Origin of the sequence: Sphaerochaeta sp. UBA5849 (assembly GCA_002432715.1) — a bacterium.
GTDB lineage: Bacteria > Spirochaetota > Spirochaetia > Sphaerochaetales > Sphaerochaetaceae > Sphaerochaeta.
This window is the reverse complement of record DJGJ01000029.1, coordinates 46,786-59,708: the sequence shown is the minus strand read 5'-3', so window position 1 is coordinate 59,708 and position 12,923 is coordinate 46,786. Positions and strand designations below refer to the sequence as shown.

Sequence of the window (12,923 nt, the reverse complement as noted above, 5' to 3'; positions counted from 1 at the left end):
CAGGCTCAGCCTTTTACGCTTCCCAGCAAGGTTCCCTTGGTAAAATACTTTTGGATGAATGGATAGGCGATGACCATCGGAATGGCGCTCATAAAGACCGAAGCGGCCTTGATGGCGGCAATCGGGGCCTCACCGAAAGCATTCACCTCTACGTATTCATTCATACCACTGGCCATCAGGATGTTGCGCAGCAGAATCGGAAGCGGCTGCAGCTTGTTGCTGTTCAGGTAGAGCATTGCATGGAAGAAGTCATTCCAGAACGATACCCCGTAGAACAGTCCGATGGTCATAATGATTGCCTTGCTCAAAGGCAGGATGATCTTAAGCAATACCTGGATTTCTGAAGCTCCATCAATCTGTGCCGACTCTTTCAACTCATTGGGAATGCCTTCGAAGAAAGAGCGCATGATCAGGCAGTTGTACGTGCTGATGGCTCCCGGCAAAAAGACTGCGGCAAGCTTGTCAATCAGGCCGAGATTGGTAACCAAGAGGTAGGAAGGAATCATACCAACATTGAATACATAGGGAATAATGACCAACAGGTTCAAATACCGTCTGCCGGGCAGGCTGGGGATGGAGAGCACATAGGCCAGGGGAATGGTCAAGAGCAGGGCTGTTGCCACACCGCCGATGAGAATCTTGATGCTGTTGCCGAATGCCAGAATGAAACCGGCGTTGCCCAGCAGTGCCTTGTAGGCTGCCGTCGACCAATTCCAAGGGGCGAGGAACATTCCTTCCAAGTTATTGCCGATATAGTCGTTGGGCCTGAAGGAGAGGGTGATCGTACTCCAAAGGGGAATGGCGATGATAATCAAGAGAAGCACGAGAAATACATCAACGACGAAGTTGAAACTATGGTCGGCTGCAGTGGGTTTCACTGTCACCGAGGTGAATCGATTGGTTTGTTTCTTGTGTGCCATCATCATCTTCCTCCTAGTAGAGAGAGTTTCCGCCGAAACGTTTGACCAACCGGTTGGAACCGAGGATCAGGAACATGCCGATGACCCCCTTGAACAAACCGACGGCTGTTGCGAGTCCAAACTGGAATTCCAGCAGGCCTTGGCGGTACACCCAGGTATCGATGATGTCGGCAACCGAGAGAACCGGTGTCGAATAGAGCATGAAGATTTGGTTGAAGCCTGCATCCAGGATGGTTCCCAATCTGAGCAGGACGACGATGACGATGACCGGTCGGATGGAAGGAAGGGTGATGTAGCGAACCCGTTGCCAGGAGTTTGCACCCTCAACCAGGGCGGCCTCGAACAGGGATGGGTCGATGCCCATCAGGGCGGCAATGAAGATGATGGCGCTCCAGCCCATCTCCTTCCAGGCATCACTGAGAATGACTATCCACGGGAAGGACTTGGTATTGGTTAAAAAATCGATGGGTTTGCCACCGAAGAGCTTGATGATGTCGTTCAAGATTCCATCACCGGGAGCCAGAAGGGCCAAAAGAATACCATACATGATGACCCAGGAAAGGAAGTGTGGAAGATAGGCCAAGGTCTGCACAACCTTGCCCAGCCTGGGGTGGTTGCTCTCATAGATGGCGATTGCCAGGATGATTGCAAGCGGCAGGCTGAATATCAATTTTCCGAAACTATACATCAAGGTATTGCGCAGCAGCTCCACGAAGTAATAGGAGTGGACGAAGGTCTTAAAATGCTCAAGCCCTATCCATCGGCTCCCAAGCACTCCGTCGAGTGCCATGTAATCCTTGAAGGCGATCTGCCCGTTGAAAATCGGAACATACTTGAAAATGATGTAATACACCAAGGGTATTGCAAGAAGGACATAGACCGACCTATGCCGCTTGATATCCCGCATTAATTGGGCATGTCTACTTCTTTCTGCCATATACTTGTAAACCTCACAGCCTAAGCATAGGGCAGAAGAAAAGGGATTATGCAGAGCGGCTCTTGGACTTTTCCGACTTTTTTACCCGTATTCGTCGATGAATCCCTCCAAGAATCCCTGTCCTGAGCATGCAAAGAAACCCCTCGACTACTATACGGAAAACCAAGTCGCCTACTACCAGCATTTAGCCGATGCATTCGGGGCATCGGACAAGATGCTTGAATTCTTTTCATAGCGGATCTTGAGGGACAGGTTCGCTATCTCATTCCAAGTGTGCCCTGGTATGTGGATGGATTGCTGTTGATGGATTTCGACACCACCCAGACAACGAGAAAGTTCCAACTCAACCTGGGAGGCAGATTCAACTACATGATTCATCGTCTGTTCATCACCTATGCCGGATTGGAACTCGTCATCAACAATGGCTTTACCAATTTCTCATCGCTTGCCTTCACTGCCGGAACGTCCCTCAGACTCCGCCAGGCATTCAATCGGCTCGGTTACTCAGCGTGCGGTACTGCAGTGTAAACCTGATGAAAACGTATGCATAGAATGCAACCATGATCAGGTAAAAATAGAGCAACGCGCGATGGGGATCCGAGCCCGGATTGCTGATCTGCAGGATGGTCTGGGGGATGATCACCAAGAAGAAGAGAATCAACAGGGGGACCATGCGTCCCTTGAAGACACGGCCGATGAAAGCAAGTCGTGAAGCCTCATCGCAGAAAATCTCTTCCTTGCCCTGCATGCTCGCTGCACTCTTTCTAAAATAACTGTACCCCAAAAAGTCAAACAGGTACTCCCACCCGCAATCCTTGAACATATTCACATAGGTCTCCTGAGAGCCCAATCCCTGTTGGTGATAGTCGAGCTGGTAGACCACATCCTCTTTTTCACAAGCCTCGAAGAGGTAGATGCCGGGAAATGTCAAGTGAACCAGTTTCCACCCTTTCTGATGTTGGGAACGCAGGTACTCCTGCTCCTGCTCATATTCGGCAATGGTAATAATCTTGAACTCCCGTTTCTGCTTTTTCATTCCTGTTCCTCCTGCATGGTCCTATACAACCGAGCAATCCGCTCCTTCTCTTTCTGAAGCACCTCAATACCGAGGCTGGTAATTTCATAAATTTTCCGTTTCTCCTCTTCCCGGATGAAACGGATCAAGCCATCCTTCTCCATTTTGGAAAGACTGCCGTACAGGGTCCCCGGACTGATCAGGATCTCGCCATCCGTAAGGTCCCTCACCTTTTGTACAATGCTGTAGCCGTGCATCTCCTGCTGCAGGCACAAAAGGATGTAGAAACCAGTCTCGGTCATCGGGACGTAGACTTTTCGAATATGAGCATCCATACAACCACCTTATATCGAAGCACTATGCATCGCACTGCGATATATTAAGAGAAAATTGAAGCATTCGTCAAGACCGATGATCAAGGAGTTGAAGAACGTACTTTGGTGGGAGCCATACCCTTTATTTTCCTGAACACCCTGCAAAAATATGCTTGGTCCTGGAAGCCTGTCTGGCTGGCCACCTCGTTGATCGTAAGGGTGCTCTGCTTGAGCAGGTTGGTCGCAAGATGAATTCGCTGGCGGTTGAGATAGTCCCACGGAGAGAGGCCGATCTCCTTGCGGAAGATGCGGGTAAGGTAGTCCTCGCTGACATTGACCGCCTCGGCCAGCTGCCAGCGGGAAATCGGGGTTGTTGCATGCTCCCCAAGATACACGATGGCACGCTTGACCAAGGCACCGGTCAACGGCGGCAGTACTTCTTGGTGGGTAAGCAGGGTGACAATACGGGCTAGGAATTCGCTGCTCTCCATCACGAAGCGATGAGCGATGATCAGGCGGGGGATGAGGCTCAGCTGTTCGGCCTCTTCATGCGTCCAATGCTCCCTGAGAATGACTATCGGGGAGGGAGAAATTCTTCGAAGCCGCTCATACAGTGCAGGATCGAATATATCACTGATAAGCAGGCGCACCTTGTTGTTCGCATATACCTCTTCGATCTCCTGCCTTGCGCACAAGACTACATTGTCCATCATGCCCAGCTCCCCGGCAAGCGAATGTCCAAGCGATCCCATGAGGACCAACACCCCGTCCTCTTGGTTGCCGCTCTTGCTCGAAACAAGCGAGGATGCAAGACTCTCATACCCCGGTGGGGCATGGTAGCACACCATCGGCGCCTTGCTGAGGAGGGGATGATGTGCCAGCAGGTACAAGGCAAGCTGCAATTCTGCAGAGCTTCGCCGCCCGTCCCAGCCAAGGAGACTGCCTTCAAGCTGAGCAAGATTCTGCTTGTTCAACGACGAGGAGGAGAGCAATCGTACGTGGTCGAAGGCGGAGAAAAGAGGGGGAACCTCGTTCTCCTGCTCACCGCCTATATAGGTCAGCGTGGAAGAAGGCCGGGCAAGGCTTTCTCCTTCGAGGCTCGGCCAGCCCAAGCGGAAGATGATCTGATTGTCTTTCATCGATACCAATCCACCACTCATCACAATAATTCGTTGGGCGAGGGAGAGGGATGGATCCTGATTTCCCATTGAGGCTTTCCATGCAACCTGTGAGCTGATGAAAGAGAATTGCAGCCCGGGATTTTGCAGCTCGGTCTTGATGGTGACCCGACCGCCTTGCTTCTGGATGTACTGCAACACAATCTCAAAGGCTTGGAGGAGCTTTGCCCTATCACCTTGCAGCACGGGGAGGTCAGGCTCCCCTTCATAGGTGAAGGAGTGGGAGATTTTCAAGGAAAAAAGCAAATCGGAGGGGTTGAAAATGGTTCGCTCCAACTCAAAGGCTCCGGTATAGGAAAGGGTGAGGTCCAACAGGTGGGAAGCTGTACGAAGCTGTTCTTCAACCTGGTCCCTCAACGCTTCATCCTTGTCCTGAACCAACAGGAGTATCGACTCAAGAGGATTGCGCAACCCCTCACTGATATTTGCAAAGAACTCGGTACGGGCCCGCTGGGCTCGTTCGGCTTCCTCCCGCGCCTTATTGGCGGCATCGAGCAGGAACGTCCCCTTGATGGCCGAACTCAATGCGGTTCTCAGCTCTTCCATGACGCTCCCGCTGAACAGGGTGGTTCTGATGACCAGATATCCCAGTGGTTGGTTGTCCATGAACAGGGGCTCAACTACATATACACCTTCAACAAGTTTTTCCTGGATTGCCTGAGGCAGCAGAAGATGCTTGGCGAATGTCTGCTTCTCCTCCAAGAACATGTCATTGTCATATCCCCCGATATAAGTGCTCTTCTCATCGTCCTCATAGAGCACCAGATACCCGGCTTCCAACCCAAGGGTGCCCAAGTGTGTTGCCAAGAGGGCTGGTATCGAGGTGATGTTCCGTACACCCAGAAGGTCGCACTTCAGCGCATCGAGGTGCTTGGCTTGCATCGACAAGGCGTAGGCATGCTGGTGCGCAACCAAGTCCCGCTGGCGCAAAAAGAGATCACGCAGCGCACAGGCTCTCTGCTCCTTGAATGAGCTTGAGGCGAAGAAGGTGCAATACCAATGAAGAGCCTCCGAGAGAAGGTTCGGGTCTCCTCCCCGATAGAGAAATCGATGGACAAGCTCCTGGACAAGGCCAAGATAGGCTTGCTCATCCTCAGAGTCGGCCTCATCCAAAAGCCTCTGAATGTTCCTGCTTTCAGATTCCGGGACCCTGAAGCTCTGCATCAACCAGGCAAAAAACAATGAAGGTGTTCCCACACTCTGCCTTGCCTGCTCGGGACTTCCCAACGAATAGGTGCATCCGCATGATTGGCGGATGACGGGGTGCGAAGGCAGAAGAATGTCAAAGCTTGGCCCGGACCCATCCTCAAGCAGATTGGACAACAGTTCAAAGGACATATGCGCCAGTTCGGTGACCGGCATGCGGGCTGTCGTACAGGGAACACGAAGCAAATGGCTTTCACTGCTGTCATTGTAACCGACAATGCGGACATCGCCGGGAATCGAGTAGCCCAATGCTTCCAGCTGTTTTCCGGCAGCGAACATCATCAAATCGCTTGAACAGGCAAGGGTATCGAAATCCTTGCCGGGTTTGAGACCCCGCTGCTCGACCAGTTGGGACAAGGCTGGCGCCCCCTCGGTCCATGGATATGGATCGGAGACCAGACGCGGGTCCAAGACCAATCCCGTCTGATCAAGGGTATCGCAATAGGCACGATAGCGATCCTGTGCTGAGTAGTGGTTCTCCGGTCCCCTGATGAATGCGATTCTCCGGCTCTTGTGCTTGGTTATGCAGTGCAGGATTATACTCTGCACCCCTGCATAGGCATCAAAGGAGACAGTAGGATACCCTTCCCGTTTCAAGCCGATGGAGACACTGGGAAGGGGGCCGAGCGTTTCCAAAAAGTCCTGGACATCCTCAACCCGGACAGATCCGGCAAGCGCTGAAGCCCAGACGAGAACCCCCTCGACCGTATCGGAGTTCACCAAAGAGTAGATTGCATTACGCAAGTACTCTTGATTCTCCTCACATTCAAGCCTTCCTCCGGGAAATACGAACAAGGATGTATGGGAAAGGCGGGCAAGATGGGCTATTTCCGACCAGAGCTCGTTTGAAGCGCCGGTATGGATTGAGGCGAGCACCAGTGCAATTTTTCTTGATCGGGCATCACTCACCGCGCTGCTCCTTTTCGGTTGGTCCCACTACCATAGGTAGTATCTGATCAAAGGTTTCCCTGTGATAAAACCAACGGTAGTACAGAAAAGTCCGCTTGTCCATCAATGGTGTGCTCCCAACCCGAGATAATCAACAACAGGATAATTCGCCTTGACAGCCCAGCGAGGAGAAGAGTATTATTTGGAACGATGTTTCAATTTTTATCCCTCGAAGCAGCGCTGAAGCGCCTGAATTATCAACTGGACCGAATCATGCCGCTGCTCACCCCCAGTGGAGTCATCCTGGGTCTTCTGCTTGGTTCACGGGTTGCGTGGATGAAACCATCGGTCACCATCCTCTTCGCAATCATTACCTTCATCGGAGGATTGGGAATCAATTCCAATGCCTTCTTTACAGTACTAAAGAAACCAAAAGCAATTCTTGTATTCATCATCGGTGCAAACTTCGTCATGCCACTGCTCACCTATGCCATCGCTTCCACTCTATTCAGAAACCAACAAGAGATTGCAACCGGCCTGATATTGCTCATGTCCATACCTACTGCAATAACCGGCTATATCTGGAGTGGAATCTATAAAGGCAACGGGGCCCTCTCCTTAACCCTCATCCTTGTCTCCACCCTGCTTGCACCCATCCTCACCCCGTACACGGTGAGTCTGCTTGCCAATACTTCGGTGCGTATCGACACAGCCGGGATGATGGTCTCTCTCCTGATTATGGTGGTCGTTCCCTCGGTAGCCGGAATTTTGATCAACAATGCAACCAAAGGCACGGTCAATGACCATATCACCCCCTGCCTCAAGCCTTTTTCCAAAATCGGTCTTTTCCTCATCATTGTAATCAATACAGCCCAAGTTTCCGAGCAGCTTTTGGCAAATGCTTCATGGGCCTACTTTCCCATCGCCCTGACATGTGCATTTCTTGCTGTGGTCGCATATCCCATCTCCCATACCCTTGGGAGAATCGCCGGCCTTGGAATAGAAGAGAGCAAAAGCATTACCTTTGCCTCTTCAATGCGCAACATCAGTGCTGCCCTGGTCCTTGCAATCGCCTACTTCCCGGCTGAAACAGCACTTCCGGTAATTTTTGGCATCGTTTTCCAACAGAGCACCTGTGCCGTAATGGCATATTTCCTCTATGGAAGAAAAAAAGTCACGTAATATAACAAACCAACAAGGAGTATAGACCATGCAGTCAATTACCAGTGTTCATCAGAGTGTACAGAGAAAAGAAAAAGTCCTACAGTTCGGAGAGGGCAACTTCCTCCGTGCGTTTGTTGATTGGATGATCGACATCCTCAATGAGAAGACCGACTTCAACGGTAATGCAGTCCTCGTCCAGCCCCTGGATCGAGGCCTCAGCGATATGATCAACGCACAGAAGGGCTTGTACACCACCATTCTCAGGGGTGTTCAGAACAAGAAGACCGTCGAAGAGTACCGGACAATCAACAGCGTCAGCCGCTGTCTGAACCCGTACAAAGCCGATGATTACCAAGAGTACATGAAGCTCGCCTCAAGTGAGGATCTCCGCTTCATCGTCTCCAACACCACCGAGGCCGGCATCAGCTACCACAGCGGTGCCAAGCTGTCCGACCAGCCGCAGGTCTCCTTCCCCGCCAAGGTATGCGCCTTTCTCTACAAACGCTACCAAGCCTTCGAGGGAGCTTTGGACAAAGGCTTGATCGTCATCCCCTGTGAACTCATCGACAAGAACGGGGACAACCTGAAGCGCATCGTCAAGCAGTATGCACAGGAATGGAATCTGGAGGCAGGCTTTATGAACTGGCTCGACGAAGCGTGCGATTTCTGCAACTCGCTGGTCGACCGCATTGTTCCCGGGTATCCGAAAGCCGAAGCCGAGGCAATCTGCAAAAAGCTGGGGTATCAGGACAACCTGCTCGATTCGGCTGAGATTTTTCATCTGTGGGTCATCGAATGCCACAAGAACTTCCACGAGGATGAATTGCCGTTCAACAAGGCAGGCCTGAATGTGGTGTGGACCAACGACATGAGCTTCTACCGCACCCGCAAGGTCCGCATCCTCAACGGGGCCCATACCATGAGCGTGCTGGCAGCCTATCAGGCCGGCCATGAGACTGTCCAGGATTGCATCGCCGACAAGGCCCTTCTCTATCCATTCATGTATCAAGGCATTTTCGAAGAAATCATACCCTCGATGGATGGATCGAAAGAGGAGCTTGAGGCATATGCAGCCGATGTATTGGAACGCTTTGAGAATCCCTACAATCCTCATCAGCTGCTCTCCATATCGCTGAACTCAGTCTCCAAGTTCAAAACCAGGAACCTTCCTTCCCTCTTGGGATACAAGGAAAAGGTCGGCAAGCTGCCCAAGCGGCTGGTCTTTGCCCTTTCCGCTCTGATCAGCTTCTACGAAGGAACCGAGTATGAAGGTTCAGCCCTCAAGGGAAGCAGGGCGGGTGAGACCTACCTGATCCAGGACAGCCCTGAGATTCTTGAAACGTTTGCCTCCCTCTATGCAGCAAAAGACGATCCGAAGGCAAAGGCACAGCGTCTTGCCAAGGCGGTATTGTCCAATACCACCTGGTGGGCCCAGGACCTGACCAAGATCGAGGGACTCGAGCAGGCGGTGGCCGCAAACCTCGAGGCTATCTGGACAGTCGGTATGAAAGAAGCCCTTGCGGCTCTCTAACGAACCAGAAGGAGGAGCAGATATGCAGACCTATTCCGTTTTGAAGGTCCATCCTGATGACTCGGTTGCAGTTGCCATCCGTCCCCTTGCAAAAGGGGATATGGTCGATGTTGCAGGCCTCAAGATCTCCCTTATGACAGATATCCCCTCCGGCCATAAGTTCGCCCTCAAGGCCATTGTCCAGGGGGAGAAGGTCATCAAGTACGGCGCTCCGATCGGGTATGCCGTCACCGATATCGCCTGTGGCGAGCATGTGCATGCCAGCAATATCAAAACCACGCTCAGCGAACGCGCCGAGTATGGATACGACAAGGAGCTTTCAGAGCGGTTTGCACAAAAGGCGGAGCAGCGCAGAGCAGCATGGAAAGGCAAGATTCCCACTATCAAAGCGTATCGCAGAACGAACGGAACCATCGGCATCCGCAACGAACTTTGGATCGTTCCGACCGTCGGATGTGTCAACAAGATTGCTGAAAACCTGGTTTCATGGGCTCAACAAAATCTGAAGAAGGCACCCTTCTACGATGGGATCCACGTCTGGTCGCACCCCTACGGGTGTTCACAGCTCGGGGATGACCATGAGGCGACACGCACCATCCTTTCCGATCTTGTTCATCACCCCAATGCAGGCGGTGTCCTGGTACTCTCGCTCGGCTGCGAGAACAATACCCCGGAATCTTTCCGTGCCCTGGTGGGCAAGGTTGACGAGAACCGGGTGAAGTTCCTCACCACCCAGGAAGTCAGTGATGAACTTGAGGAGAGCAAGCGGCTCTTGACCGAGCTGTATGAGGCAATGAGAGACGACAAACGTGAGGAGGTCGGCATGGACAACCTCATCGTCGGCTTCAAGTGCGGCGGAAGCGACGGGCTGAGCGGCATCACGGCAAATCCCCTGGTCGGTCGTTTCTGTGATGCTCTGACTGCCATGGGCGGCACGGGAATCCTGACCGAGGTTCCCGAGATGTTCGGGGCGGAGCAGCTGTTGATGAACCGTGCGGTGGATGAGCTGGTGTACAACCAGATTGTTGCCCTGATCAACGACTTCAAGCAGTACTTTGTAAAACACGATCAGGTTGTGTATGAAAACCCATCTCCGGGCAACAAGGCCGGCGGCATATCCACTCTTGAGGACAAAAGCCTTGGCTGCATCCAGAAAGGCGGTCAGGCCATGATCACCGATGTCCTGGGATATGGGGATCGTATCAAGAAGCGGGGGCTCAACCTGCTCAACGGTCCGGGCAACGACATTGTCTCCACTACGGCCCTTACCGCTTCCGGCGCCCATATCATTCTCTTCACCACCGGCCGTGGAACGCCCCTCGGATCTCCGGTGCCGACGATCAAGATCTCTTCAAACAGCGCACTTGCCGAAAAGAAGGCGCATTGGATCGATTTCGATGCGGGACGGCTCTTGCAGGAGGATGAAGAGACAGTCCTTGCCGACTTCATCACCCTCATCCAAAGGGTTGCAAGTGGAGAGGCGATGGCAAAGAATGAAGAAAACGGGTATGCCGAAATTTCACTGTTCAAGGATGGGGTCATCCTCTAAGGACACACAATTAGGAGAAACATCATGAAAAAGTTTATGGATGAGCATTTTTTACTCCAGACCAAAACCGCTCAGACCCTCTATCATGAGTATGCCAAGGATGCAATGATCTTTGACTACCATTGTCACCTCAATCCGAGCGAAATCGCCAACAACAAGCGGTTCACCACCATCACCGATGCCTGGCTTGGCGGAGACCACTACAAGTGGAGAGCCATGCGGGCCAACGGGATACCCGAAGAACTGGTAACCGGCAAGGATGCCGATCCCTTCGACAAGTTCATGGCATGGGCGTCCACCATGGAACATGCTTTGGGCAACCCGCTCTACCACTGGACCCATTTGGAGTTGCAGCGCTACTTCGGCATTCATGAAGTGCTGAACACCAAGAGTGCAAAGTCCATCTATGAGGAAGCCAACCGACAGTTCAAGGAAAACGAGAACCTATCGGTGAAAGGCATCATGAAGCAGTTCAAAGTATATGCAGTGGGGACGACTGATGATCCGGCCGACGACCTTGCTTTCCATGCTCAGATCGCCAAGCAGAAGGACTTCCCTGCAAAGGTTATTCCCTCATATCGTCCCGACAAGGCATTGGCAATCGAAAAGGATACGTTCCTCTCCTATATCGACAGCCTTGCAAAGGCCTGCGGCAAGAAGATCGAGAGGGCGAGCGATGTTGTCGAGGCTCTCATCGACCGTCTCGATTTCTTTGTAAGCATGGGCTGCAAAGCATCCGACCACGCGCTCATAACCGCTCCCGCAATCTTTAAAAGTGAGAGCGATGTGAACGCAATCTTTGCAAAGAAACTGGCAGGGGCGACACTCTCCTGTGAAGAAGTGGAGGCCTATAAGACCTTTGTACTCACCCATTTGGCAAAAGCCTATGCAAAGCGGGACATCGCAATGCAGCTGCACTTTGCCGCAATCCGTGACAACAACAGCATGATGTTCAAGAAACTCGGACCCGATACAGGGTACGACGCTTCTCATGACAAGGAACTGGCTGCATCCCTCTCTTCATTCTTGAACAATCTCTCAGCCACAGGCGAAGTCCCCAAGACCATCCTGTACACCCTCAATCCCAAGGACTATTACTCCCTGGCCACGTTGATGGGTTGCTATCAGGATGGAATCCCGGGTAAAATGCAACTTGGTTCAGCCTGGTGGTTCGCAGACCACAAGGACGGCATGGAAGAGCAGATGAAAATCCTGGGTAATGTGGGACTCCTTCCCCGTTTCATCGGCATGCTCACCGACAGCCGATCCTTCCTCTCCTACTCCCGCCACGAGTATTTCAGAAGGATTCTCTGCAATATTTTCGGCACCTGGGCTGAAGAGGGCGAGGTTCCCTATGACCTCGAGATGCTCGGCAAGGTCGTACAGGACATCTCCTTCGGCAATGCCAAAGCCTATTTTGAGGGGTAAACCGATGGCAAAGAAAGAAACCGATTCAGGAAGTGAAAAGATGCAAACAAGCGGGGTGATACGCACCATCGCCATCCTTGAGACACTCGCCAGGCATCAAACCATCAACCTGGAAAGCCTGGCAAAGGAAACGAAATTGCCAAAAGCCACCCTGCTTCGGTTCCTCTCTACGTTGGTCAACCTCGGGTATGTCTATCGCTCTCCCAGCGACCTCTACAGCCTTACGTTGAAGATGTTCAGTGTGGGATCCCACGGACTTGAGCACATCGATCTCATCCAAATCGCCAACCCCGTCGCACAACAATTGTGCGAGGAGCTTGGCGAGACGGTACATATGGGAGTGTTGGAGGACGACGAGGCGGTATACATCCTCAAGAAGGAATCGTCGTTCACCATCCGCATGTACTCTCGGGTGGGAAAGACCATTCCGTTGTACTGTACTGCCATCGGCAAGATTCTTCTCAGTGATATGAACGAGCGTGAACTCTCCTCCTACCTTGACAAGGTGAGTCTCAAGCCCTTCACACCCAATACGCTTCGTGACAGTCAAGCACTCAAGCAGGAGCTTACGCAGATTCGAAGTCAGGGTTGGGCGTGGGACAACGAGGAGCACGAGATGGGAACGCTGTGCATAGGAGCTCCGATCAGGGACTATACCGGCAAAACGATAGCAGCCATGAGTGTCTCCTGGCCGCTATTCAGGTTCAATCTTGAGGAGAAACAACGGATTGTCTCCTCGATACTCAAAGCCTGTACAAGCCTTTCCAAGCTGCTTGGCTGGACTGAGGAGTGA

The 12,923-nt window shown here is 52.2% G+C and carries 12 protein-coding genes; 7 read left to right on the top strand and 5 right to left on the bottom strand.

The genetic code is table 11. The annotated features are described in order from the left end of the window. Window positions 1-5: 5 nt before the first annotated feature. Together B3K89_RS04640 and B3K89_RS04635 are read right to left on the bottom strand one after the other, a co-directional pair. Window positions 6-920, bottom strand: coding sequence for a carbohydrate ABC transporter permease (locus B3K89_RS04640; RefSeq protein WP_293890565.1), 915 nt, complete (start codon window positions 918-920; stop codon window positions 6-8). Between the two features lie 13 nt (window positions 921-933). Further along, window positions 934-1,857, bottom strand: a complete 924-nt coding sequence (locus B3K89_RS04635; protein ID WP_293890555.1) for an ABC transporter permease — start codon at window positions 1,855-1,857, stop codon at window positions 934-936. A 97-nt stretch (window positions 1,858-1,954) separates the two neighbouring features. Between B3K89_RS04635 and B3K89_RS04630 the strand changes: the two genes are divergently transcribed. Both B3K89_RS04630 and B3K89_RS04625 read left to right on the top strand, forming a co-directional pair. Further along, complete coding sequence (locus B3K89_RS04630; RefSeq protein WP_293890557.1) at window positions 1,955-2,092, top strand: hypothetical protein; 138 nt, start codon at window positions 1,955-1,957, stop codon at window positions 2,090-2,092. A gap of 38 nt (window positions 2,093-2,130) precedes the next feature. Continuing rightward, window positions 2,131-2,385 carry a hypothetical protein gene (locus B3K89_RS04625; RefSeq protein ID WP_345907131.1) on the top strand — a complete coding sequence of 85 codons (255 nt, stop codon included), beginning with the start codon at window positions 2,131-2,133 and terminating at the stop codon, window positions 2,383-2,385. On the opposite strand, the gene B3K89_RS04620 is transcribed toward B3K89_RS04625, so the two are convergent. The 3 genes from B3K89_RS04620 to B3K89_RS04610 all read right to left on the bottom strand — a co-directional run bounded on the left by B3K89_RS04620 (window position 2,345) and on the right by B3K89_RS04610 (window position 6,479). After that, the gene (locus tag B3K89_RS04620; RefSeq protein ID WP_345907130.1) at window positions 2,345-2,893 is read right to left on the bottom strand and encodes a DUF2812 domain-containing protein; all 549 of its coding nucleotides are present in this window, start codon (window positions 2,891-2,893) and stop codon (window positions 2,345-2,347) included. The genes B3K89_RS04625 and B3K89_RS04620 overlap by 41 nt on opposite strands. Then, window positions 2,890-3,207, bottom strand: coding sequence for a PadR family transcriptional regulator (locus B3K89_RS04615; RefSeq protein WP_293890561.1), 318 nt, complete (start codon window positions 3,205-3,207; stop codon window positions 2,890-2,892). Before B3K89_RS04615 ends, B3K89_RS04620 begins: the two co-directional genes overlap by 4 nt. Window positions 3,208-3,287: 80 nt before the next feature. Then, complete coding sequence (locus B3K89_RS04610) at window positions 3,288-6,479, bottom strand: helix-turn-helix domain-containing protein (RefSeq protein WP_345907129.1); 3,192 nt, start codon at window positions 6,477-6,479, stop codon at window positions 3,288-3,290. A gap of 189 nt (window positions 6,480-6,668) precedes the next feature. On the opposite strand from B3K89_RS04610, the gene B3K89_RS04605 reads away from it, so the two are divergent. From B3K89_RS04605 to B3K89_RS04585, 5 genes are read left to right on the top strand one after another with little or no spacing between them, the layout of a single operon-like run. Then, window positions 6,669-7,640 carry a bile acid:sodium symporter family protein gene (locus B3K89_RS04605; RefSeq protein WP_345907128.1) on the top strand — a complete coding sequence of 324 codons (972 nt, stop codon included), beginning with the start codon at window positions 6,669-6,671 and terminating at the stop codon, window positions 7,638-7,640. A 28-nt stretch (window positions 7,641-7,668) separates the two neighbouring features. After that, entirely contained in the window at window positions 7,669-9,153 is a 1,485-nt protein-coding gene (locus B3K89_RS04600) for a tagaturonate reductase (RefSeq protein WP_293891146.1), read from the top strand. A gap of 22 nt (window positions 9,154-9,175) precedes the next feature. After that, window positions 9,176-10,702 carry a UxaA family hydrolase gene (locus B3K89_RS04595; RefSeq protein WP_293891149.1) on the top strand — a complete coding sequence of 509 codons (1,527 nt, stop codon included), beginning with the start codon at window positions 9,176-9,178 and terminating at the stop codon, window positions 10,700-10,702. Window positions 10,703-10,726: 24 nt separating this feature from the next. Further along, window positions 10,727-12,130 (top strand): glucuronate isomerase, encoded by a 1,404-nt coding sequence (uxaC, locus tag B3K89_RS04590; protein WP_293891154.1) that lies wholly within the window; start codon window positions 10,727-10,729, stop codon window positions 12,128-12,130. A 4-nt stretch (window positions 12,131-12,134) separates the two neighbouring features. Then, window positions 12,135-12,923 (top strand): IclR family transcriptional regulator, encoded by a 789-nt coding sequence (locus B3K89_RS04585; protein ID WP_293891157.1) that lies wholly within the window; start codon window positions 12,135-12,137, stop codon window positions 12,921-12,923.